General features: G+C 71.6%; 20 protein-coding genes and 3 pseudogenes. 11 read left to right on the plus strand and 12 right to left on the minus strand.

What is annotated here, in order from left to right; all coding sequences use genetic code 11:
- Positions 1-99 precede the first annotated feature (99 nt).
- Positions 100-1,338 (plus strand): cytochrome P450, encoded by a 1,239-nt coding sequence (locus ACFVT1_RS06315; protein ID WP_389793037.1) that lies wholly within the window; start codon positions 100-102, stop codon positions 1,336-1,338.
- Positions 1,339-1,430: 92 nt separating this feature from the next.
- Here ACFVT1_RS06315 and ACFVT1_RS06320 read toward each other — a convergent pair whose 3' ends face one another.
- The 3 genes from ACFVT1_RS06320 to ACFVT1_RS06330 all read right to left on the minus strand — a co-directional run bounded on the left by ACFVT1_RS06320 (position 1,431) and on the right by ACFVT1_RS06330 (position 4,419).
- Positions 1,431-1,760 carry a hypothetical protein gene (locus ACFVT1_RS06320; RefSeq protein ID WP_389793039.1) on the minus strand — a complete coding sequence of 110 codons (330 nt, stop codon included), beginning with the start codon at positions 1,758-1,760 and terminating at the stop codon, positions 1,431-1,433.
- Positions 1,761-1,843: 83 nt separating this feature from the next.
- A complete protein-coding gene (locus tag ACFVT1_RS06325; RefSeq protein ID WP_389793041.1) occupies positions 1,844-3,490 on the minus strand; it encodes an ABC transporter permease in 1,647 nt (548 codons plus the stop codon).
- Positions 3,487-4,419 carry an ATP-binding cassette domain-containing protein gene (locus ACFVT1_RS06330; protein WP_389793043.1) on the minus strand — a complete coding sequence of 311 codons (933 nt, stop codon included), beginning with the start codon at positions 4,417-4,419 and terminating at the stop codon, positions 3,487-3,489. The genes ACFVT1_RS06325 and ACFVT1_RS06330 overlap by 4 nt, the downstream gene beginning before the upstream one ends.
- Positions 4,420-4,519: 100 nt before the next feature.
- Between ACFVT1_RS06330 and ACFVT1_RS06335 the strand changes: the two genes are divergently transcribed.
- Complete coding sequence (locus tag ACFVT1_RS06335) at positions 4,520-5,056, plus strand: GbsR/MarR family transcriptional regulator (RefSeq protein WP_389793045.1); 537 nt, start codon at positions 4,520-4,522, stop codon at positions 5,054-5,056.
- 41 nt (positions 5,057-5,097) lie between these two features.
- Here ACFVT1_RS06335 and ACFVT1_RS06340 read toward each other — a convergent pair whose 3' ends face one another.
- Both ACFVT1_RS06340 and ACFVT1_RS06345 read right to left on the minus strand, forming a co-directional pair.
- The gene (locus tag ACFVT1_RS06340) at positions 5,098-5,283 is read right to left on the minus strand and encodes a hypothetical protein (protein WP_389793047.1); all 186 of its coding nucleotides are present in this window, start codon (positions 5,281-5,283) and stop codon (positions 5,098-5,100) included.
- 893 nt (positions 5,284-6,176) lie between these two features.
- Entirely contained in the window at positions 6,177-7,034 is an 858-nt protein-coding gene (locus ACFVT1_RS06345) for a diacylglycerol kinase (protein WP_389793049.1), read from the minus strand.
- A gap of 185 nt (positions 7,035-7,219) precedes the next feature.
- On the opposite strand from ACFVT1_RS06345, the gene ACFVT1_RS06350 reads away from it, so the two are divergent.
- From ACFVT1_RS06350 to ACFVT1_RS06370, 5 genes and pseudogenes are all read left to right on the plus strand, one after another.
- Positions 7,220-8,503, plus strand: coding sequence for an adenylosuccinate synthase (locus ACFVT1_RS06350; protein WP_389793051.1), 1,284 nt, complete (start codon positions 7,220-7,222; stop codon positions 8,501-8,503).
- Between the two features lie 251 nt (positions 8,504-8,754).
- Positions 8,755-9,615: pseudogene (locus ACFVT1_RS06355) on the plus strand (sensor histidine kinase); the annotation flags it as partial.
- A 55-nt stretch (positions 9,616-9,670) separates the two neighbouring features.
- The gene (locus tag ACFVT1_RS06360; protein WP_389793359.1) at positions 9,671-9,784 is read left to right on the plus strand and encodes a hypothetical protein; all 114 of its coding nucleotides are present in this window, start codon (positions 9,671-9,673) and stop codon (positions 9,782-9,784) included.
- A gap of 132 nt (positions 9,785-9,916) precedes the next feature.
- The gene (locus ACFVT1_RS06365) at positions 9,917-10,381 is read left to right on the plus strand and encodes a hypothetical protein (protein ID WP_389793053.1); all 465 of its coding nucleotides are present in this window, start codon (positions 9,917-9,919) and stop codon (positions 10,379-10,381) included.
- 156 nt (positions 10,382-10,537) lie between these two features.
- On the plus strand, positions 10,538-11,455 hold the full coding sequence (locus ACFVT1_RS06370; RefSeq protein WP_389793360.1) for a glycoside hydrolase family 19 protein: 918 nt from the start codon (positions 10,538-10,540) through the stop codon (positions 11,453-11,455).
- Between the two features lie 130 nt (positions 11,456-11,585).
- Here the strand turns inward: ACFVT1_RS06370 and ACFVT1_RS06375 are convergent, their stop codons facing one another.
- Complete coding sequence (locus tag ACFVT1_RS06375) at positions 11,586-12,407, minus strand: SDR family oxidoreductase (RefSeq protein ID WP_389793054.1); 822 nt, start codon at positions 12,405-12,407, stop codon at positions 11,586-11,588.
- Positions 12,408-12,504: 97 nt separating this feature from the next.
- Here ACFVT1_RS06375 and ACFVT1_RS06380 point away from each other — a divergent pair, with 97 nt between their 5' ends.
- Positions 12,505-13,098 carry a TetR/AcrR family transcriptional regulator gene (locus ACFVT1_RS06380; RefSeq protein WP_389793056.1) on the plus strand — a complete coding sequence of 198 codons (594 nt, stop codon included), beginning with the start codon at positions 12,505-12,507 and terminating at the stop codon, positions 13,096-13,098.
- A 367-nt stretch (positions 13,099-13,465) separates the two neighbouring features.
- On the plus strand, positions 13,466-14,353 hold the full coding sequence (locus ACFVT1_RS06385) for a glycoside hydrolase family 19 protein (RefSeq protein WP_389793058.1): 888 nt from the start codon (positions 13,466-13,468) through the stop codon (positions 14,351-14,353).
- 84 nt (positions 14,354-14,437) lie between these two features.
- Here the strand turns inward: ACFVT1_RS06385 and ACFVT1_RS06390 are convergent, their stop codons facing one another.
- On the minus strand, positions 14,438-15,916 hold the full coding sequence (locus tag ACFVT1_RS06390) for a helix-turn-helix domain-containing protein (RefSeq protein ID WP_389793361.1): 1,479 nt from the start codon (positions 15,914-15,916) through the stop codon (positions 14,438-14,440).
- 379 nt (positions 15,917-16,295) lie between these two features.
- Here ACFVT1_RS06390 and dnaN point away from each other — a divergent pair, with 379 nt between their 5' ends.
- Positions 16,296-17,423 (plus strand): DNA polymerase III subunit beta, encoded by a 1,128-nt coding sequence (gene dnaN, locus ACFVT1_RS06395; RefSeq protein WP_389793060.1) that lies wholly within the window; start codon positions 16,296-16,298, stop codon positions 17,421-17,423.
- 58 nt (positions 17,424-17,481) lie between these two features.
- Here dnaN and ACFVT1_RS06400 read toward each other — a convergent pair.
- Positions 17,482-17,731 (minus strand): annotated as a pseudogene (locus tag ACFVT1_RS06400) (transposase family protein); the annotation flags it as partial.
- Between ACFVT1_RS06400 and ACFVT1_RS06405 the strand changes: the two are divergent.
- Positions 17,731-17,832 (plus strand): annotated as a pseudogene (locus ACFVT1_RS06405) (AraC family transcriptional regulator); the annotation flags it as partial. The pseudogenes ACFVT1_RS06400 and ACFVT1_RS06405 sit on opposite strands and share 1 nt — an antisense overlap.
- A gap of 98 nt (positions 17,833-17,930) precedes the next feature.
- Here ACFVT1_RS06405 and ACFVT1_RS06410 read toward each other — a convergent pair.
- The 4 genes from ACFVT1_RS06410 to ACFVT1_RS06425 all read right to left on the minus strand — a co-directional run bounded on the left by ACFVT1_RS06410 (position 17,931) and on the right by ACFVT1_RS06425 (position 22,078).
- The gene (locus tag ACFVT1_RS06410) at positions 17,931-18,623 is read right to left on the minus strand and encodes a hypothetical protein (RefSeq protein WP_389793061.1); all 693 of its coding nucleotides are present in this window, start codon (positions 18,621-18,623) and stop codon (positions 17,931-17,933) included.
- A 361-nt stretch (positions 18,624-18,984) separates the two neighbouring features.
- On the minus strand, positions 18,985-20,895 hold the full coding sequence (locus ACFVT1_RS06415) for a serine/threonine-protein kinase (protein WP_389793063.1): 1,911 nt from the start codon (positions 20,893-20,895) through the stop codon (positions 18,985-18,987).
- A gap of 131 nt (positions 20,896-21,026) precedes the next feature.
- The gene (locus ACFVT1_RS06420; RefSeq protein WP_389793065.1) at positions 21,027-21,488 is read right to left on the minus strand and encodes a MarR family winged helix-turn-helix transcriptional regulator; all 462 of its coding nucleotides are present in this window, start codon (positions 21,486-21,488) and stop codon (positions 21,027-21,029) included.
- On the minus strand, positions 21,485-22,078 hold the full coding sequence (locus tag ACFVT1_RS06425) for a type 1 glutamine amidotransferase family protein (RefSeq protein WP_389793067.1): 594 nt from the start codon (positions 22,076-22,078) through the stop codon (positions 21,485-21,487). Before ACFVT1_RS06425 ends, ACFVT1_RS06420 begins: the two co-directional genes overlap by 4 nt.
- Positions 22,079-22,090: the final 12 nt, after the last annotated feature.

Below are 22,090 nucleotides of genomic sequence, written 5' to 3' on the forward strand. Positions count from 1 at the left end.
CGGCCGGCGGCGGCTCGTACCGGGGGGCGGGTGTACGTCGGCCGACTCGTACCGGGGCGGGTGTGGCCGGTGACCGTCCGGTCCGGTTAGCGTCCGTACATGCACCCGTCCTCACATTCCGCGGCCGACGGCTCCTGCGAGCCCTTCGATCCCTGGTCCCCGGCGTTCGTCGCCGACCCGTACCCCGCCTACGCCGGGCTGCGTGCCGCCGGCCGGGTGCATTACTTCGAGCCCACCGACCAGTGGCTCGTACCGCACTACTCCGACGTGTCGGCCCTGCTGCGCGACCGCCGCCTGGGCCGTACCTATCTGCACCGCTTCACCCACGAGGAGTTCGGCCGCACGCCGCCGCCCGCCGAGCACGAGCCCTTCCACACCCTCAACGGACAGGGGCTCCTCGACCTGGAGGCCCCCGACCACACCCGGATCCGGCGCCTGGTGTCCAAGGCGTTCACCCCGCGTACCGTCGAGCAGCTCGTTCCGACCGTGCGACGGCTGGCCGCCGGGCTGGTCGACTCGTTCGTCGAGGCAGGCGGCGGTGATCTGCTCACGGCGGTTGCCGAGCCGCTGCCGGTGGCCGTCATCGCCGAGATGCTCGGCATTCCGGAGTCCGACCGCGCCCCGCTGCGGCCCTGGTCGGCGGCGATCTGCGGGATGTTCGAGCTCAACCCCTCCGACGAGACCGCCCGCGCCGCGGTCCGTGCCTCGCTCGACTTCTCCGCGTATCTGCGCGAGCTGATCAAGGAGCGGCGCAAGAACCCCGGAACGGATCTGATCTCCGCGCTCATCGCCGCCCACGACGAGGGGGAGCGGCTGAGCGAACAGGAGATGATCTCCACCTGTGTGCTGCTGCTCAACGCGGGCCACGAGGCGACCGTCAACACCACGGTGAACGGTTGGTGGACGCTGCTGCGCCATCCCGAGCAGCTGGCCGCCCTGCGCGCCGACCACGGGCTGCTGCCGACAGCGGTCGAGGAGCTGATGCGGTACGACACTCCGCTGCAGATGTTCGAGCGCTGGGTCCTCGACGACATCGAGATCGACGGCACAGTCATTCCACGCGGCTCCGAGGTGGCCCTGCTCTTCGGTTCCGCCAACCGCGACCCGTCCCGCTTCCCGGCCCCGGACACCCTGGATCTGGCCCGCCAGGAGAACCCGCACATCACCTTCGGCGCGGGCATCCACTTCTGCCTGGGCGCCCCACTGGCCCGGGTCGAACTGGCCGCTTCCTTCGGCGAGCTGCTGCGTCGCGCCCCGAACCTGCGGCTGACGACCGAGCCGGAGTGGAACCCGGGCTACGTGATCAGGGGCCTGAAGGAACTGCGCGTCGAGCTGTGACGGGGTGAGCGGGAAGGGCAAGGGGAACGCGGAAGGGGAAAGGGAAGGGGAGCGGGGGAGCGGAAGGGGAAGGGCGGGGCGGGAGCAGGGGCTCAGCAGCCCGGCCCGCACATCGGCGGCGGGCCTTCCAGGACATCGAAAGCGACCCCGAAGCCCGCGAGGGCCGTGAGGAGCACCGCCGCCCCGAGCGCCTGCCGCCACTTTCCCAGTACGAGGGCGAAAAGGGTGATTCCGGCAACGATGCCGCCCAGGGTCATGACCGGCAGCCCGAGCCGGAGCACGTCCCACTCCATCGCGCCCTCGAAGCCGCCGAAGAGGCCCCGCCGACCGTAGGGGGCCCAGGCGAGCATCCCGGCGGCTCCACCGGCGGCGGCGACCGCACATCCGGCGGCCCCGCGGATGGCTTCACGTCGGTTCTCCACGATCTGGTCGACGCGAACGCACCACGGGAAGGTTGCACATCCCGGGGAGGGGCCCGCCGTCACCGGGCGCCCTCCCCGCCCCGTCACGTCAGGACATCGCGTCGCCGCAGCGCCGCCACCCCGGCGCCCACCAGCACCACAGCTGCCGCGGCGAGCGCCAGCACCGGTCCCCACTCCATCCCCGTGCCCCCCGGCAACTTCGGCAGATGCGTGAACGGCGATACGTCCATCACCGGCTGCGGCATATGGATGGCGGGCCCGATCCACCCCAGCGCCAGGCATATTCCGGCCACGCCCCAGGACGCCACCGCGGCTTTCGGGAGCGCCCCGTACAGCAGGACCGTCATACCGCCCAGCAGCCAGATCGCCGGCAGCTGCACCAGCGACGCGCCCAGCACGGCGGGGAGTTCATGTCCGTAGCCGGCGGCCAGGCCGAGGCCGCCCACCGCCATGATCAGGGCCGCGCCGCCGAACGCGATGACCAGATGGCCGGCTGCCCACCCGATCCGGCTCACCCCGCCCGCCAGCACCGGTTCGGCGCGCCCGGCGATCTCCTCGCCGTGCAGCCGCAGCACCGAGGCGACGATGTACAGCGCCGCGACCGTCCCGAGCACGGAGACCATCGCCGCGAGGAACGCGTCGGTCAGACCGGCCTGTCCGCCCATCCGCTCGAAGATCTCCCGGGTCTTCGCGTTGTCGCCGACGAGGTCCGCCGCGCCGCCGGTCAGCCCGCCGAAGACGACACCGGCCGTGGCGAAGGAGAGCGTCCAGCCGATCAGCGCACCGCGCTGGAGCCGCAGTGCCAGACCGAACGCCGTGGAGATCCGCCCCCGTGCGGGCCCCGGGCGGGTCGCCAGAAAGCTCATGCCGACATCGCGCCGCCCGGTCAGCGTGTACGCGAGGGCCGCCTGGACGGCGACGGCGGCCGCGATGACGAGCAGCACCCACCAGCGTTCGTCCGCGTACGCGCGCACGTTCTCCGCCCAGCCGAGGGGGGAGAGCCAGGTCAGTAGCGACGATCCGTCGTCCGTCGTTGAGTCGCCCGCCGCCTTCAGCACGAACGCGGCACCGATCACCGCCGCCGTGAACCCCTTCGCGAGCCGTGCGCTCTCGGTGAACTGCGCGGTGATCGCGGCGGTGCAGGCGAACAGCACACCGATCCCGGCCACGGTCAGGGCGAGCGCCACCGCTCCGGCACCACCCGCGCCGGAGCCGGCCATGCCGGCCGCGATCACCAGTGCCAGCGCGCCGTCGGCGATCAGCGCGGCGAGGAGTGCGGCGGTCAGCGGGGCGCGGCGCCCCACCATGGCGGAGGAGAGCATCTCCTGGCGGCCGGTCTCCTCTTCCTCCCTGGTGTGCCGGATGACGACGATCAGGCTCATCACGGCCGCCAGCGCTCCGCCGAAGCCGACCATCCGCCAGCTGACGAGCCCGCCGACAGAGTCGCTGAAGACCGGGCCGTACATCGCGCGGAGCGAGCTGTTGCCGTTCATCGACGCGGCGAGCCCGGCGCGCTGGGCGGCGGTGTCGTACAGCGAGGCGAAGGACCTGCCGACGGAGGAGAAGGAGCCCCCGAGCACGATCACCCAGACCGGCATCATGATCCGGTCGCGCCGCAGGGCGAGCCTCAGCAGGGTCCAGGTACCGGCGAGCTGTCCCGCCCCGGTGCCGGTCCCGGTCCCGGTCCGATGTCCCGCACCGGCCGGTGCGGGCGTGGTCACGGCAGTCATCGCGCCACCACCCCCGCGCCCTCGCCGCTGTCCGTCGCGTCGGTCGTGTCGGTCGCGTAGTGACGCAGGAAGAGCTCCTCCAGGGTGGGCGGGGTGCTGGTCAGGGTCCGTACCCCCGATGCGGAGAGCGACTTGAGGACGGCGTCCAGCTTGTCCGTGTCGACCTGGAGCGTGACCCGCAGGCCCTGGACGTCGAGGTCGTGGACGCCGGGGAGCCGCGTGAGTCCGTTGGGTGCACCGGCCAGCTCGGCGCTGATGTTCGTACGCGTCAGATGACGCATGTCCGCCAGCGAACCGGTCTCCACCGTCCGCCCCTGGCGGATGATGCTGACCCGGTCGCAGAGTGACTCGACCTCACTGAGGATGTGGCTGGACAGCAGGATCGTCCGCCCGCGCGCACGCTCCTCGGCGACGCAGGCCTGGAAGACCTCCTCCATCAGCGGATCGAGCCCGCTCGTCGGCTCGTCGAGGATCAGCAGATCGACATCGGAGGCGAACGCGGCGACGAGGGCGACCTTCTGCCGGTTGCCCTTGGAGTACGTACGCCCCTTCTTCGTCGGGTCGAGCTCGAACCGCTCGACGAGGTCGGCGCGCCGGGCCGGGTCCAGGCCGCCGCGCAGCCGCCCGTACAGGTCGATCACCTCGCCGCCGGAGAGGTTGCGCCACAGGGTGACGTCACCCGGGACGTACGCGACGCGTCTGTGGAGCTCCACCGCGTCGTTCCACGGATCGCGGCCGAGCATCCGGGCCGCGCCGGAGTCGGCCCGCAGCAGACCCAGCAGCACCCGGATGGTGGTGGACTTCCCGGAGCCGTTGGGTCCGAGGAAGCCGTGGACTTCACCGGTCTCGACCATGAGGTCGAGGCCGTCCAGCGCGTGCGTCCGACCGAACGACTTGTGCAGCCCGGCCACCGTGATTGCCTTCGTCATGTTTCTGAAGGTACGCTACGTTCACAAATTTGTGAAGTTAAGGAAGCGTATAAAGTTGGGGCGCGGCAGAGGCTGCGGAATCAGGGGAGACGATCGGGCGATGACCAGCGGAACCGAACAGAACACGCGTGACGGGCGTGACGCGGAGGCCGTGTCGCGGTTCGTGGAGCGGTTCGCGTCCGAGATGACCGAGGCGGGGATGCAGCGGATGGCGTCCCGCGTCTTCGCCGCGCTCCTCGCGGACGACGACGGGTCCATGACCTCCGCGGAGCTCGCCATGGCGCTGCAGATCAGCCCGGCGGCCGTGTCCGGCGCGGTCAACTACCTCACCCAGGTCAGCATGGTTGGCCGCGAACGCGACCCGGGATCACGCCGGGACCGTTACCGCCTGCACGACGAGGTCTGGTACACCACCTTCGCCGGCCGCGACCGGGCGTTCACCCGCTGGGAGAGCACCCTCAAGGAAGGCGCCCGCACCCTGGGCGAGCACACCCCGGCCGGCGCCCGGCTCGCCGAGACGGCGGCTTTCTTCGAGTTCGCGCAGGAGGAGCTGGGCAGATTGATGGACCGCTGGCGCGAGCACCGAAAGACGCTCGACCTCCCGACGGCCGACGGGCGCCGGGCCACGAGCGCCTGAAGAAGTGCGGTCCGATGCCTGTCACACCGGTCCGATGCCCGTCACACCGGGCCGGGGACCAGGTTCGAAAGCGCGTCGAGGGCGCGGGGGTCGGACGGGTCGATGTCCGTGTACACGTCCTGCGGCCAGTACGGGCGTCCCTCGATCCAGGCGACGACCAGGGGCGGCCCGGCAGGCCGCGCAGTTCCGCCGTGCCGGTCGGCGCGGGCAGTCCCGCCCAGGGGCACTTGTCCGGCCCCGGCGGCAGAAGCCGCAGCAGCCCCTCCGGAGCGGCGTCGCCGTCGGCACCCCCGTCCGTCCCTCCGTCCGGCCTCCTGCCGGCCCTCTTCTCCGGGAAGAGCACGAGCAGGGGGGCGGCACTTGCGTTGTCCGCATCGCACAGCAGGGCGTACGGCCGGGTCCGTGGTTCCGGAGCGACAGCGGCACGGGCCAGCCGGCGTGCGAGCGGGATGCCCGAACCGAACATCCGCCAGGCGCCGTAGAGCCCCAGGACCCCACTCAGCACGGCGAGCCCCCGGAAGAAGTCCGGGACTGCACCGGCGTCCAGGACCCAGCACAGCCCGGCGATGACGCCTGCGTATCCCAGTGACCACGAGGTCCCCGCGGTTCCGGCGACGTACCGCAGCGTGGGCACCCGCCACCACGTGACCTCCTGCCCCACCCGCACAGGGTCCGCCGCCCGTGGCCCGACCGGGTCCGGGCCGCGCAGCCAGGCCTGGTGTTCCGCCACGGCGGCGAACGCGGCGTAGGTGATGTGCGCGGAGTCCGCGCGGGGCGGCGCGGACTCCGCGCGGGGCGGCCCGGACTCCGCGCGGGGCAGCGCGGACTCCGCGACGGCCCGGCCGTCCGGTCCGCTGCCAGGTCCACCGTCCGGCCCGCTGTCCGGTCCGCGGTCCAGCTCGGCGTCCGTTCCGCCGTCGGGTCCGGCGCCCGGTCCCCCACGCACCCACGGCCGGTCGGGCAGAGGGTACGACGACGGCCTCCAGCCCCTCCGCCTCCAGGCTCTCCGCCCCCAGCCTCTCCGCCCCCGGTCTGTCCGCGCCCTCTGAACCGTCCGGCATCTCCGGCCCCACCCTTCTGCCCGTCCCCGCCCGGTCTGCCCCCGGCCCCGCGCCGGAGGCTACCCCTCGGCCACCGGCAGCATCAGTCCCCAGGCCCCGGCCCGTACCGTCCAGGTCCTCGTCCGGACCGGGCCGCCGATGTGTATGTCCGCCCGGTAGCGGAAGTCCGCGCCCGAGACCGTGACGGCCTTCGCCTCCGCCGTCACCGGTTCGCCGGACGGAAGGCGGATCACCACCTCCGCGAGGCCCCCGTCGCCGCCCTGCGAGGTCACCGTCACCGACTCGACCGGGCGGTCCAGATCGTTGAGCAGGGCGCCGTCCGCCTCGACCCGCAGCCGGTGGGTGCGCGGTGGGACGGAGGACGGTGGCGGGGCGGGGTGCACCAGGGTGCGGACCAGGGTGCGGCAGGTGTCCCAGACCGTCGTGCCCCCCGTACGGGCCGCCGCCGCGCCGGGCAGCGTGCTCATGGCCGGGATGTGCAGCACCCCCAGGACGACGCCGTCGCTGTCGTCGACCAGCAGGTCGAGCATGCGTACGGCCCCGTCCAGCGCGGTGCGCGCCGCCGCCACCGCGCCCCGGGGCACGCCGAGCGCATGGGCGAGTTCCAGCGCGGCCGGGGCGCCGACCGGGATCAGCGCGAGCGCGCTCTCGGCGGGCTCGCGCTCCCGGTGCAGCAGGGCCACCGCCCGCCGCAGCGCCCGGTCGTCGCCGACCACCACCGGCCGCCGACTGCCCCGGCGGGACAAGGCCCGCGCGAATTCCTCGGGGCCGTCGGGCAGGCAGATCTTGGCGTGCGAACCGGCACTGAGCACGTCCTTCGCGATGCGGACGGATTCGCCGTCGGTCCGGCGGGCTACCGGGTCGATGACCACCAGCAGCTGGTGCGCACCGTCGCCGGGGGGCTGGGCAGCCGACACCTCGGTCCTTCCTCGGGTAGCATCTTGGTGCAAGAGCCCCTTGCGCTATTGCGCCAGGGGCTTCGTCTATTCCGGGGCACCGGTTCGACGGTTAAGGCCTTGTCGTACATCGTCGTACGGCATGTACGACGTTTACGTACGCCCCCTGACCTTGGACATGCCCCGCCCGGAAGGGGTGTACGCCTGTGCCCGCACTTGTGCTGCTCGGTGCTCAGTGGGGTGACGAGGGCAAGGGAAAGGCCACCGACCTCCTCGGTGGATCCGTGGATTATGTGGTGCGCTACCAAGGCGGCAACAACGCCGGCCACACGGTGGTCGTCGGTGACCAGAAGTACGCACTTCATCTCCTCCCCTCCGGAATCCTTTCGCCGGGGTGTACCCCGGTCATCGGAAACGGTGTCGTCGTCGACCCGGCCGTCCTGCTCTCCGAGCTGAGTGGGCTGAACGACCGCGGCGTGGACACGTCCAAGCTGCTGATCAGCGGCAATGCCCATTTGATCACCCCGTACAACGTGACCGTCGACAAGGTGACGGAACGGTTCCTCGGGAAGCGCAAGATCGGTACGACGGGCCGCGGCATCGGCCCGACGTACGCCGACAAGATCAACCGTGTGGGCATCCGCGTCCAGGACCTCTACGACGAGTCGATCCTGGAGCAGAAGGTCGAGGCGGCCCTGGAGCAGAAGAACCAGCTCCTCGCCAAGGTCTTCAACCGGCGCGCCATCGAGTCCGGCAAGATCGTCGAGGAGATGCTCCAGTACGCGGAGCAGATCAAGCCGTACGTCTCCGACACGACGCTCGTCCTGAACAACGCCATCGACGCGGGCAAGGTCGTCCTCTTCGAGGGCGGTCAGGGCACGCTGCTCGATGTCGACCACGGCACGTACCCCTTCGTCACCTCCTCCAACCCGACTGCGGGCGGCGCCTGCACCGGTGCCGGAGTGGGCCCGACGAAGATCAGCCGGGTCATCGGCATCCTCAAGGCCTACACCACCCGTGTCGGCGCGGGCCCGTTCCCGACGGAGCTGCTCGACGAGGACGGCGAGGCGCTGCGCCGGATCGGTGGCGAGCGCGGTGTCACCACCGGCCGTGACCGTCGCTGCGGCTGGTTCGACGCGGTCATCGCGCGGTACGCGACCCGGGTCAACGGCCTCACCGACTTCTTCCTCACCAAGCTGGACGTGCTGACCGGCTGGGAGCAGATCCCGGTGTGCGTCGCGTACGAGATCGACGGCAAGCGCGTCGAGGAACTCCCGTACAGCCAGACCGACTTCCACCACGCGAAGCCGGTCTACGAGATGCTGCCGGGCTGGTCCGAGGACATCACGAAGGCCAAGACCTTCGCTGATCTGCCGAAGAACGCGCAGGCGTACGTGAAGGCGCTGGAGGAGATGTCCGGCGCCCCGATCTCCGCGATCGGTGTCGGCCCCGGCCGCACCGAGACCATCGAGATCAACTCCTTCCTCTAGGAGCGGCGGACGTTCCTCCAGGAGCGGCGGACGCGCGGAGGGCCGGGACGGTGTGTTCCGGCCCTCTCCGCGTTTCTTCAGGATGCCGGCGGGGGCAGGTTCTTCAGCGGTACGTGGTCGTCGACGACGAGGCGGAAGAGCGCGACGGCGATCCGGTTCTGCGGTTCTTCGGTTCTCCGGTTCTCCGGTTCTGCGGTCCGCTTCCCGGTCGGCCGGTTCCCACCGCCTCGGTGGAGGGCCAGGACTACCGGATGCTCGCCGTCCCGGCCTCCAACGACGACCGTCCGGTCGTGGTGGTGGTGGGGGCCGGCTCCCGGCTCGCGGACGCCGCGACCGCGCACACCCGCAACGCCCTGCTGCTGGGCGGCCCACCCGCCGTGATCGCCGCCGGGCTCGGCGCGTACTGGCTGGCCGGCTCCGCCCTGCGCCCGGTGGACCGGATGCGCAGACGGCTCGCGGAGATCACCGAGCAGGACACCGGCTCCCGTCTTGAGACGCCCGCCACCCGCGACGAGATCGCGACCCTCGCGGTCACCATGAACGACGTACTCGACCGGCTCGCCGATGCCCTGGCCCGCCAGCGCGGATTCGCCGCGGACGCGGGCCACGAACTGCGTACCCCGCTGACCGCCCTGAAGGCCGAACTGGAACTGGCCGGGCAGCCCCGGCGCACCCGGGATGAACTCGCCGCCGCGGTGGCCGCCGCCGCCCGGGACACCGATCGGCTGATCCGGCTGTCCGAGGACCTGTTGCTGCTGAGCAGGACCGACGAGGGGAGGCCCGTCGTGCGGCCGGAGCCGGTGGCCCCCGCCGAACTGCTGGCCACCGCCGTGCGGGCCGCGTCGTCCCTCGCGGCACCCCGGAACGTGCGGGTGTGGCTGCACACCGACGAGGACGGCGTACGCATGGTCGCCGACCCCGACCGGTTGCGGCAGGCCGTCGACAACCTGCTCGACAACGCCCTGAGGTACGCCCCCGAGGGCAGCGGCATCGACGTCTCGCTCACCGTCCGCGGTGTGGGGGCGGACGGCCGTGCGGTGATCGAGGTGCGTGACCACGGCCCCGGCTTCCCGCGCACGTTCCTGCCGCTGGCCTTCGAACGGTTCCGGCGCGCCGACGCCGCCCGCAGCAGACACGGGGGGCGGCGCCGGCCTGGGCCTGGCCATCGTGCGTTCCATCGCGCAGGCGCACGGCGGCAGTGCGACGGCGGACAACGCGCCGGGCGGCGGCGCCCGGGTGCGGCTGGAGATCCCGCTCGCACCGGGAGCCACCCGGCTCTGAGCGGTCCGTACGGCGCACCCCGGCCGAACATGTCAGTGCTCACATCCGGCGTAAACGGTCCCCTCATTGAGGGTTTCGCACCATGGAGCCATCGATACCGGCAAGCAAGGCACCCGTGCGAGGTGAACGTTCATGAATCAGAAGGCCATGAATAGAACCGGGACGACGCAGAAGACCGGGAAGGGCCTCCGGATGCGGGCGGCGGCCGTCGGCGCCGTGTGCGCGGCCATGCTCGCGGGCGGAGCCGGGGCCGCGACAGCCGCACCGCTCACCGCACCCGCCGCCCATCCGGCGACGGTGGCCGCGGCGACGCCGGTGATGCACGCGTCCATCACCGCTCACGCCAACCACACGTCGGTCAAGGCCGGTTCGAGCGTCATCATCAGCGGCAAAGTGAGGGACATCAAGACCGGCAGCAAGCTCACCGTGCGCCATCTCAACAGCAGTGGCAAGTGGACCGCGCTGCACGTCAGTGGCACCGTCAAGAAGCACGGCGTCTACGCCGTGCACGTCAAGCTCAGCCACAAGGGCGCCCAGGAGCTGCGCGTGGTCCACGGCAAGACCATGTCGCCCATCGTCCACGTGAACGTGACCTGACCCCCATTCCTTCGGAATCCTTCGGACCTCCTCTGGAGGAGCACCAAGCCCTGTGGTCTAGACCTTGACAGGTCCAGACCATCAGGGCTTGAGTGGCGGGACGTCCGGACGGCCCGCTGACGTGGTCGTCGCGCCCTGCCGAAGGAGTGAGCAGCGCTGAACCGCATCAAGGGTCTTCTGACCGTCCTGAGCGCCGTCGTCGCGACGGCGGCGTTACTGCCGACCGCCTCCGCAGCTTCCACAGCCTCCGCGCCGAGCCCCGCTTCTGTGTCGGCCGTCTCCGCCGCCGCGCCCGCTCCGTGCGCGTCCGTATGGAGTTCCTCGACCGCGTACTCGGCGGGTGGCACCGTCTCGCACCACGGCCGCAACTGGACGGCCGCGTGGTGGACGCAGAACGAGAATCCCGGTGCCACCGCCGTCTGGGCCGACCGGGGCGCCTGTACGGGCGGGGTTTCGGACTTCGTCGTCAGCGAGGCGCAGTTCGACGCGCTCTTCCCTGACCGGAACCCCTTCTACACGTATCGGGGACTGATCGACGCCCTGCACGCCTACCCGCGCTTCGCGAACACCGGAACGCCCGCCACGCGGGCCCGGGAGGCCGCCGCGTTCCTGACCCACGCCGACTTCGAGTCGGTCGGGCTGCGGTACGTGAAGGAGATCAACGAGGCCAACTACTGGCGCAAGTGCGACTACAGCCGGCCCTACGGCTGCCCGGCCGGACAGACCGCCTACTACGGCCGCGGCCCGATCATGTTCAGCTGGAACTTCAACTACAAGACCGCGGGCGACGCGCTCGGCCTCGATCTCCTCGACAACCCCTGGCTGGTGGAGCAGGATCCGTCCGTCGCCTGGCAGACGGCCCTCTGGTACTGGAACACCCAGAACGGCCCCGGCACCATGACCTCGCACGACGCGATGGTCGGCGGTGCGGGCTTCGGTGAGACGATCCGCTCGCTCAACGGTGCCCTGGAGTGCGACGGCGGCAACCCGGGCTCTGTCGCGGCCCGGGTCGCCACGTACGAGCGGATCACCGCCGTCCTCGGTACGGCGCCGGGCTCCCGGCTGTCCTGCTGACGGCCGGACCGCGCCGCACCCTCGCCGCCCGGGTCCGTTCTGCCCGGTGGGCAGGGCCCGGCCGGAACATTCACCGGAAGGCAGGACGGTTCACCGGAAGGCAGGACGGTTCAGCGGAGGGCCGGAGTGTTCAGCGGAAGGCCGCCGCGTTGCGTGCGGCCCAGGCGGCGAAGGTGCCCGGCGTCCGGCCCAGGACGCGTTCGACATCGGGGCTGGCCCGCCGCTCCTCCTCGGTGGGTTCGCCCAGGATGGCCAGCGTGCCCTCGACCACGGGAAGCGGCATGAAGCCCGCCATCAGCGTGCGGGCCTCCTCGCGGGTCTGCTCGGTGAACCGCACCGGTTCGCCCAGCGCGGCCGCGATCGCCGCCGCCCGTTCGCGCGGGGTCGTCGGCGCGGGGCCGGTCAGGGTGTACGTGGCACCCGCGTGCGTGTCCTCGCGCAGGGCGGCGGCGGCGACCGCGGCCACGTCGACCGGGTCGACGAAGGGCAGGCCGATGTCACCGAACGGCGCTGCCGCCGCCCGCCGCGTACGGACCGACTCCGCCCAGGCGAGGGCGTTGGTGGCCATCCCGCCCGACCGCAGGACCGTCCAGTCGAGACCGGACTCCCGCACGGCCGCCTCGAACAGACGCGGATGCCGGTACGCCTCCGGGCGGGTCCCCGCACCCTGCGAGGACAGCAGCACCACTCTGCGCACCCCGGCGGCCTTCGCCACCTCCAGAACGCCGTGCGGGTCGTCGCCCGCCACCAGCAGGAACAGCGCCTCCGCGCCGTCGAACGCGCCCCGCAGCCCGGCCGGCGCGGCCAGGTCGGCGGCCGTCGCGCGCACGCCCGGCGGCACGTCGGCGTCGGTGATGTGCCGGGCCACCGCCGTGACCGGAACCCGGGCCTCGGTGAGCATCCGTACCAGCGCCCGCCCTACGTTCCCGGTCGCACCTGTCACCACGATCACGCCGGTCCCCCCTCATTGCGAGTGAGTCAGTCAACTGACTGACTTGGTGCACGGGACGCTAGCACGGCCGGCCGGGGTGCCGTCTATAGTCAGTCGGGTGACTGACTCAATGGATTCCCGGCGGCCCCGGACGAAGGCCGCCGACAAGCGGCAGCGGCTGACGGCCGCCGCCGCCCGGGTCCTGCACGAGCAGGGCGTGGAGCGTACGACCATCGCCGACATCGCCCGAGCCGCCGATGTCCCGGCGGGCAACGTGTACTACTACTTCAAGACCAAGGACGAGCTGGTCGAGGCCGCCCTCTCCGAGCACACCCGCCACCTGGAAGCCCTCACCGACCGCCTCGACCGGCTTCCCGATCCGTGCGAGCGGCTGAAGGGCCTGGTGGATGCGTGGGTCGGGCAGCGCGACACCGCGGCCCGTTACGGCTGCCCGACCGGCACCCTCGCCGTCGAGCTCGGCAAGGGTGCCGAGGGGGGTCTCGACCTCGCGGTGGGGCATGTCGTCCGCCGGCTCCTGGACTGGGTGGAGCGGCAGTTCCGCGAGATGGGGGTGGCCGACCCCGAGGGCCTCTCGCTGACGTTCGTCGGCGCCTACCAGGGCATGTCGCTGCTCTCCAATGCCCTGCGCGACCCGGAGATCATGACCCGTGAGGGGGCCCGCCTCGTCCGCGGGCTCGACGCGCTGACCTGACGCGACCGTCGGGGCCGCGCCCCGCGCCCCGCGCCCCGCGCCCCGCGTGCCGCTGACCGCTGACCGCTGACCGCCGGTCGGCCGATCGGTCCGACGTTCCGCATGCTGGACGGGCCCGAAGTTTTCCTTCGGGCCCGCCCTGTTGCGCGGTCCATGATCCGGATGAACTCTTCCCGCTATCAACCCTGTTGGGGGGAGGGTTCGGCGGCACGGATGTGTTGCGGCCCCACTCATGGGCACTCATTCGGGGAGCTCTCCCGCGTTGGTCTAGACCTTGACAGGTTCAGAGCGGCAGCGCTTGAGTGACCGTCAACCCCCCATGGCGGCGCACCGCCCGGCTCGGTGCGCCGCACCGAAGGAGTGACACATGATCAGACGCATCATGGGCCTGCTGACCGCACTGGGCGCGGTCGTCGCGATGGTCGTCATGCTCCCCGCCACCACCGCCGCGGCAGCCGACTGCGCGGCACCCTGGAACTCCTCCTCCGTCTACACCGGCGGTGGTTCGGCCTCCTACAACGGGCACAACTGGACCGCCAAGTGGTGGACCCAGAACGAGACCCCGGGCAGCTCCGACGTCTGGGCGGACCAGGGAAGTTGCGGCGGTGGCGGCGGTACGGACCCGGGCACCCCGTCCGGCTTCGTCGTCAGCGAGGCGCAGTTCAACCAGATGTTCCCGAACCGGAACCCGTTCTACACGTACGACGGACTCACCGCGGCCCTGAGCGCCTACCCGGGCTTCGCGACCACCGGCAGCGACACCGTCAAGCGTCAGGAAGCTGCGGCGTTCCTCGCCAACGTCAGCCACGAGACGGGCGGCCTGGTGTACGTGGTCGAGCAGAACACGGCCAACTACCCGCACTACTGCGACAGCAGCCAGCCCTACGGCTGCCCGGCCGGACAGGCCGCGTACTACGGCCGCGGCCCGATCCAGCTCAGCTGGAACTTCAACTACAAGGCCGCCGGTGACGCGCTCGGCATCGACCTGCTGGGCAACCCGTACCTGGTCGAGCAGAACGCCTCGGTCGCCTGGAAGACCGGCCTCTGGTACTGGAACACCCAGAACGGTCCGGGCACGATGACCGCCCACAACGCCATGGTGAACGGTGCGGGCTTCGGCGAGACCATCCGCTCCATCAACGGCAGCCTGGAGTGCAACGGCGGGAACCCCGCCCAGGTCCAGAGCCGTATCGACCGCTACCAGGCATTCGTCCAGATCCTCGGCACCACTCCCGGCTCCAACCTGAGCTGCTGACGGGCAGTCCGTAGACCCGCTGCCCGAAGAACCCCCACCCGACGGGGGCGTGCCCGGCCCGGCCGGACACGCCCCCGTTCCGGTTCACCGGGCGGCGCCGGCTCCCGCGACATCCAGGGCACGGAAGGCCAGCCACAGGTCGTAACGCGCGCTCGGTGCCCGCAGAAGCGAGCGCTGAAGCGTCGATTCGAGGCGCGTGAGGCGCTTGCGGGCCCCCGGCACCGAGATGCCCAACGCGGCGGCCGTCGGGCCGAGTCGGGCCTCGCAGTCCAGCCAGGTGCGGAGCGTCGCCCGCGGGTCGGCGGTGCTCCCGGAGGCGTCCCGCGCGGTGAGCGGGTGCACCTGCTGGGCCGCCCACTCCTGGACGGCCGGTCCGCGCAGGATGTCGTCCAGCCGGCGGGGCGGTTCGGGCACCGCCTCGCCCGGACGGACCGCCCGGGGCACGGTGGGCGTGGCGCGGATGCGCAGGGCCAGGTCGAGGGCGGCCTGGTCGGCGACCCGGTGCAGATCGAGGCCGAGCAGTTCGCCGATCAGCCGGAGCCGTGCCGTCAGGGTGTTCCGGTGGATCTTCAGGTGCTGGGTCGCGTGCGAGGAGAACGCGAGCCAGGAGGTCAGGGTCGCCGCGAGTTCCTGGCTGCCCGGGTCGTGGCTGCGCCGCGGCAGGTACATGAGCAACGGGTTCAGCAGCGCATCCGCCCACCGCGCACCGGCCGCGCCGACGATCAGGGCGGCCTCCGGCGCCGAGCCGAACCCGGCGTGCCGGGCCGGCAGTCCGCGGGCCACGGCCAGGGCGTGGAACGCCTGCCGGTATCCGGTCGCCGTGTCGGACAGCGGTACGTCCTCGCTCGCCCCCACGACACACTCGTCCACCACGTCGGCGACCCGACGGCCGAGCGGCTGTCCGGCCGCGTTCGGATCGGCCGGTACGACGAGGATCAGATGGCGTGCGTACACCGGGCACCGCACGATCCAGGACCGGCCGCCGGAGAGCTCCGTGCAGATCCGTGCCACCTCGTCGCGGCGGCCGGCCGGGCACTCCACCACGCACACCCGGACGGGGTCGGGCAGCGTGGGTTTCAGCGCCCCCGCGACCTGGTGCGCGATGGACAGCTGGCCGGTCATGAGCAGATGCAGCACCGCTTCCCGGTTGCGCGACTCCGCCAGGTCGACGCGGCGGCGCTTGCGTTCCACGGACTCCGCCGTCCAGCACATGGCGAGCGGCATCGCGACATCGGCGAGCAGCGCGCCGAGTCCGTCCGGCAGCGGGCGCGGGGCGACGACGGCCAGGACCGGAGGAGCGGTGTCGGGCGGCCCGTCCAGAGGGAACAGCAGCGCGGTGTGCGGACCCCGGTCGAACGAGAAGGAGCGTGCGCCGAGCGATGCCAGCTCCCTGACGCCCTCGGTGGCCAGAGCGGCGGCATCGGCGCCCGTACGAACCGGGGCCCTCGCCACGCCGTGCAGGACCGTGCCGTCCCCGTCGAGCAGCCCGGCCCAGCCCTCCGCCCGGCCGGACACCCAGCGCAGCAGCTCCTGCGTGCCGCCGGATCGGGCCAGCCGGAACATCCGCAGTACGTCGTCGGCCCGTTCCCGCGCGCGCACGCACCCTCCGCTTCCGCGCTCCTGCGCTCCGCACAAGCCCTGCCCGAAAAACCGGAGTGCATCGTACCGATTTGGCTGTGCGGACTGATACCCCCGACGGCTCACGCAGTGCTAACTGAATCTTCCTGTCGAGTACCCGACGTTCTAGAGTCCCCACACGGTTGCGGGGCCCTTCGGGGGAGGGGCAACGGGGACGGCGGCAGCGGCTCACGGGGGTGGCCGCTCCCGCCGGCCGCAACCGGATCTCTTCTTCTCCCGCTGTCAGTGGCAGCCCCTAGTGTCGGATCACGATCAGGACCACGTTCACGATCACGATCCGAGACGACCGGGAGAAGCCGCCGCCATGGAGTTCCGCATCGAGCGCAGCGCACTGACCGACGCCGTGGCCTGGGCGGCCCGGGTGCTGCCCACACGCTCGACCGTTCCCGTGCTGGGCGGGCTGCTGTTGGAGGCGGCCGACGGGCGGCTGCGCATCTCGGGCCTCGATTACGAGGCGTCCGCGTGCATCGAGGTGGAGGCGGAGACCGTACGGGCCGGGAAGGTGCTGGTCATGGGCCGCCGACTGCTCGATGTCTGCCGGGTGCTGCCTGAGGGTGCGGTGGAGTGCGCGGTCGAGGGCTCACGGTTCTCGCTGACGAGTGGCGGCGCCCGATTCGGGCTCTCGGTGCTTCCGTTCGACGACTATCCGGCGCTTCCGCCACTGCCGGAGGTGCTCGGCGTTGTGGACGCGGAGGAGTTTGCCGCGGCCGTCGCCCATGTCGCGGTGGCGGCGGGCCGGGACGACACTCTGCCCACCCTGACCGGTATCAGGCTGGCGCTCGACGGCGACACGATGACCCTCGCCGCGACGGACCGCTACCGGTTCGCGGTGCGCGTGCTCACGTGGAAACCCGGGCAGGACGGCGTCTCGGCCGATGTCGTGGTCTCCGCCCGCAGACTGACCGAGATCGCCCGCTCCTTCGGCCGGGCCGGAATGGTCCGACTCGCATGGGACGCCGGCTCGGTCGGTTTCGAACTGGCCGGGATGCGCACCACGGTGCGCCTGCTGGATGGCCGACTGCCGCGCCACGACAAGCTGTTCGCGACGCCGGACGCCGCCCGTGCGATCACCGATCGGGCCCCTCTGGTCGAGGCCGTCAAGCGCGTCGCCGTGGTCGCGGAGGGCGGCAGCCCGCTCCAACTGGCCTTCTCCGGCGATTCGGTGCTGCTGCAGGCGGGTTACGAGGACGATGTCGCCTCCCAGCGCCTGCCCGCCGCACTTGAGGGCTCCGACGGGCTGACGGTCGCCTTCAACCCCTCGTACCTGATGGACGCCCTGGCTTCCTTCGACGCCCCCGTGATCAGGTTCGAGCTCATGGGCCCCGGGCAACGTGCGATGGTCACCGGATGGGGGGCCCGGAAGGATGCGGCGGACGAGGCGGCGCGCCCCACCCACCAGCATCTGCTGATGTCGGCCAGGCCATTGGTCTAAAGCGTGTCGCAGAAGGCTGGGGCTGGGCAGGCTGAGCCGGTTTCTGCACCTTTGTGGATCACGCCGTCAGGGCGTGGTTATGCAGGGTGACGACGGCTCGGACCGCGTAGTGGAGGCCGTTTCCGCACTGTCGGCAGTCGCGGAGGATCTTGTAGTGCTTCATGGGGGGCGAAGGCGTGTTCCACACGGGCTCGCACACGTCGGTGTTCCGCGTTGTCTGTTTCCTGGCCGGGCAGGAGTGGGCGGCCAGGTCGTTTGCGGTGGGGGACGACGAGTCCTGTGTTGATGCAGGCGCCGTCACTGAGCCACGGTCGCCCACCGCTGCGGTTGGTCCTCCACCAGCGCCTTCATCGACGCCTTCCGCCGTGCCTTCGGCCACACCCCCGGCGCCCACAACCGCCGTCCCTGACTGGTCGGGTGCGGGGCCGGGTCCTGGCCGACTGTGTGAGCCGTCGGGCGCCGATGAGGTCGGAGATGGGCCCGGTTATGGCGAGGGCGGTGCAGAGATCACGACGAGACGAGGGTGCAGGGGCAGTCCGGAGCGGCGCCGAGACACACGTGCAGCGTGATGCGGAGTCGCTGGTCGAGGTACGAGCGTGAGGAGTCCGGGCCGTCGGAGCCTGAGGAATCGGAGCTCGAGCGCTCGGAGCTTGAGCATCCGGAGTCCGATCGTTCGGAGCCCGGGTGGGGATCCTCCGGCGGTGTGAGTGCGAAGGGAGCCGCGATGGTGAGCAGGACGTCCCGCAGCCAGTACATGCGCGGAAGCGTCCTGGCCAGCGGTTCCGGGAACAGGCTTTCCAGCCAGTACCTGGCTTGTCCGTGCAACCGGGTGTCCATGTCGAGCAGGGCGCTCCGCAGCAGGTCCGGGTCGGTACGTGCGGTCGTCCGGGTCACGGGGTGCTCGCGCACCATGCGGGCAGCTCGCACGATCTTCTCGATCACCCGGCACACGTCCTCCTGCTCGGAGAGCAGATCGCCCGCGACGAACAGGACACGCTGCAACTCGCTCTCGGTGGCTTCGCGGACGAGCACGTGGCGATCGGGCCAGTTGCGGTAGAGGAGTTGGCGATCGGTTTCGGCGATGCGTGCTGCGAGGGCCATGTTCATTTTGCGGGGCCCGTGTTCGGTCATGCTCTGCACCACGGCGGAGTAGATCAGGCTCTGTGGTGGTGGTGCTTTGTACGAAGAACGTGGACGCATGGGGTGAGCCTGGCGCAGAAACCTGCCCTGGTCGGGCGGCTTCGCTCCGCTCCCACTCATAGGGGTTGTTACACAACGTGACAGGTGCGGGGGTGAGTGTCACGTTGTACGGAGGGGCAGTTTGTGTGGCGAGAGATGGGCTCGGTGGGAGGGGCTGTGGAGTGAACGTGACAGGTGTGGGGGTGGGTGTCACGTTGTGTGGAAGAGGTGTTGCTGTGGGCGGGCCGGCGGAGGAACCGGGCGAGCGTATGGGTCGGCGTCGTGCGGGCCCGCCTGCTGTCGGTTCGCCCGGGTGTGGAGCGACGGCCAGGCGTGGGAGGTGACTGTGAAGGTGGGTTTGTCGGGCTCTTTGCTGGGTTGGTCAGTTGGACTTGGTGTAGGTGAGTTGTTCGCCGGTGTTCGTGTTTTCGCGGCTCAGGGAGCCGTTCGGGAGCAGGGTGAGTGTGGTGGGTTTGCCTGCGGTGCAGGATGACATGGGTTCGCCGACGGCGACGGTGGAGGTGCCGACTTCGACGGGTCCGTTCGGGGTCGGTTCTGCGGTCAGGTCTGCGTGGAAGACGCAGTGGTAGGAGCCGCCGCCGTCCAGCGGGCCGTCCGCGGTGAGGGTGAGGACGGTGTCGCCGACCGTGCCCTGCTTGATGACGAGATCCCGCGTGGAGTGGCCGACGGCGTTGTCGATGGAGCCCGACCAGGCGCCGAGGTAGCCGGCCGGGATCGGGCCGTCGCTGTTTTTCTTTCCGTCGGTCGGGGACGGATCCGGGGACGACGGATCGTCGGTGACGGGGGAGTCCGAGGAGGAAGAAGGGGACGGCTTGGGCTTCGGGCCCTTGTCGTTCATGAGCGCGTAGACGGACCCGCCCGCACCGATGGCGACGAGCACGGCGATCGCGACGAGGGCGATGGTCGCACCCCTCCCGCGGCGGGTGGGTCCCGGGCCGGGCTGCGGGGCGGCGGGGTGGAGGGGGCCGTACGGGGGCGTGGCACCGAAGCCCGGCTGTTGCGTCGGCGTCGGCGTCGGCGACTGCTGCTGCGGATATCCGTAACCGGCGTAGCTCTGCTGGGCGGGCGGCTGCTGCGGATAGCCGTACGCGGGGGAGGACGTCGGCCCGAGGGGCGGAGCAGGTATGGGCGCACCGGCCATCGGGGGGAGCGCGTGGACGGCGCCGGATGGCGGTTCGGGGGTGGGACGCCCGGTGGGCGGCGGTGTGGGCGGTGTGGCCGGTGCAGGCGTTGAGGACGCTGGGGGTGCCGCGGGCACCGGGGGCGTGGGGGCCTCCGCAGGTACTGGGGGCGCTGGGGGTGCCTTGTCCGGGACGGGGTCCGGCCCGGCCGCTTCCTCCGGATCCTCGGAGTCCAGCAGTTCGACGGCGTGGCGCCCGAGTTGGGCGATGAGTGCGCCCGGGAGCCAGGGTTCCGCCGTGTCGTCGTCGGCCAGGCGTTCCAGGATCGCGTCCGGCGTCGGACGGGCGGCCGGATCCTTGTGCAGGCAGTCCCTGACCAGTTCGACGAGGTCCACGGGGACACCGGTGAGGTCCGGGGCCTCCTGCACGATCCGGAACATCTGCGCGTGCACGCCGCTGTTGGAGGTCCCGAACGGAAGCCGGCCGGTCGACGCGTACGCCAGTACCGAGCCGAGGCAGAACACATCGCACGCCGGGGTCACGCGCTCGCCCCGTACCTGCTCGGGCGACATGAAGCCGGGCGAACCGACCAGGGCCCCGGTGCGGGTGAGGCCGCCGTCTGCGACGGTGTCGAGTGCCCGGGCTATGCCGAAGTCGATGACGCGCGGTCCGTCGATCGTCAGCAGGATGTTGGAGGGCTTGAGATCGCGATGGATGAGCCCGGCGGCATGGATGGCCTGGAGGGCATGGGCGAGGCCGGAGCCCAGGATGTGGACCGAGCGCTCGGGCAGGGGGCCGTACGCACTGGAAGCCGCCCCCGTGCGGGCGCCCGCACGGCCGGAGACGGTGGAGTGGAGGGAGGGCCCGGCGACGTATCCGGTCGCGACCCAGGGCACGGCGGCCTCGGTGTCGGCGTCCAGCACGGGGGCGGTCCAGGCGGAGCCGACCTGGCGGGCGGCCCGCACTTCCTGGCGGAAGCGGTCGCGGAACTCCTGCTGCTCGGCGAGCTCGCCGCGCACCAGCTTGATCGCGACGGTGCGGCCGCGGTCCGACCGGGCCAGGTAGACCTGACCCATGCCGCCCGCGCCGAGCAGGCCCAGCAGGCGGTAGGCGCCGATGCGTTGTGGGTCGGTGAGCCCGAGCTTTTCCACGGTGTGCGTCCTCCCCCGTACGGCGATACGCCGGAACGCGTCGAGGATAGCCGCGCGGGGTGCGCCTCGGCGGGGACGGAATTCCACGCCTGCCCGCGAGGCGCTCGGGGTTTGCCTCTCCGGTTCCGTCCTCAATCGCCGGACGGGCTGGGTACGTCCACCGCCTCCAACGCGGCCGACAATCGGGCCAGCATCCGTACCGTCTCCGCGAACTCCGCCTCTCCCAGCTCCTCCGCCAGGCGCGCGGCGAACTCCGCGTGGCCGGGGCCGATCCGGGACACCGCGGCCCGGCCCTCCTCCGTGGGACGCAGCAGCTTCGCGCGGCGGTGGGCCGGATTCGGTACGTACTCCGCGAGCCCCTTTCCCACCAGCAGGTCCGCGATCCGCTGCACGCTCTGCCGCGTGATCCCCATGGCGCGGGCGATCCCGGACACGGGCAACGGCTCGGTCAGTACCGCCCCGAGGACCTGCCACCACGCCGCGGTCAGCCCGGCCGGGCGGGCCAACTGCTCCGCCACCGCGAGGAACTGACCGTTCAGCCGGAAGGCGGCGAGTGCGGTCCGGCTGAGTGCGTCCTGCTGCGCGCGGCTCATCCCTGCAACACCTCGTACGCGCTCGCGTCCGAGTCGTGGAAGAGCCGGTACCAGGCGTCGAGCTTCTCGCCCTCGTACACCCCGAGCCGTGCGAAGACCTCACGGGCGAACGCGACCGGCTCGGTCGGCCCGGCCGTGATGAGGTCGCCGTCGGTCACCGCGTCCGCGTCGACATACCGCTCACCGCCCCTGTACCCGGTGGCCGCCAGATAGAAGGAGACCGCACTCGTGTGCGCGCGGTCGTCGAGCAGACCCTCGCGGGCCAGCCCAGCCGTGGCACCGCAGATCGCGGCGACCGGCACCCCCGCGTCCAGGAAGTCGCGGGCCGTCCGGGCGAAGGGGGCGAGTTCGTCGCCGGAGTCCCAGAGGTCGGCGCCGGTGAGGATCAGGAGCGCGCTGTCCTCGGGGCGCAACTCGGCGAGTGCGAGATCGGGCTGGACGCGCAGCCCGCCCATGGTGGACACGGTGTCGGTGGTGGGCCCGACCGTCCGCACCGTGAATCCGGCCCGGGAGAGATGAGCGGTGGTGTGCCCGGTCTCCCAGTCGGCGTAGGTGTCGTACACGGCCAGATGTGCGGTCCTGCGGGGCATGACGCCTCCCGG

Source organism: Streptomyces sp. NPDC057963 (genome assembly GCF_042887155.1).
Classification (GTDB): domain Bacteria; phylum Actinomycetota; class Actinomycetes; order Streptomycetales; family Streptomycetaceae; genus Streptomyces.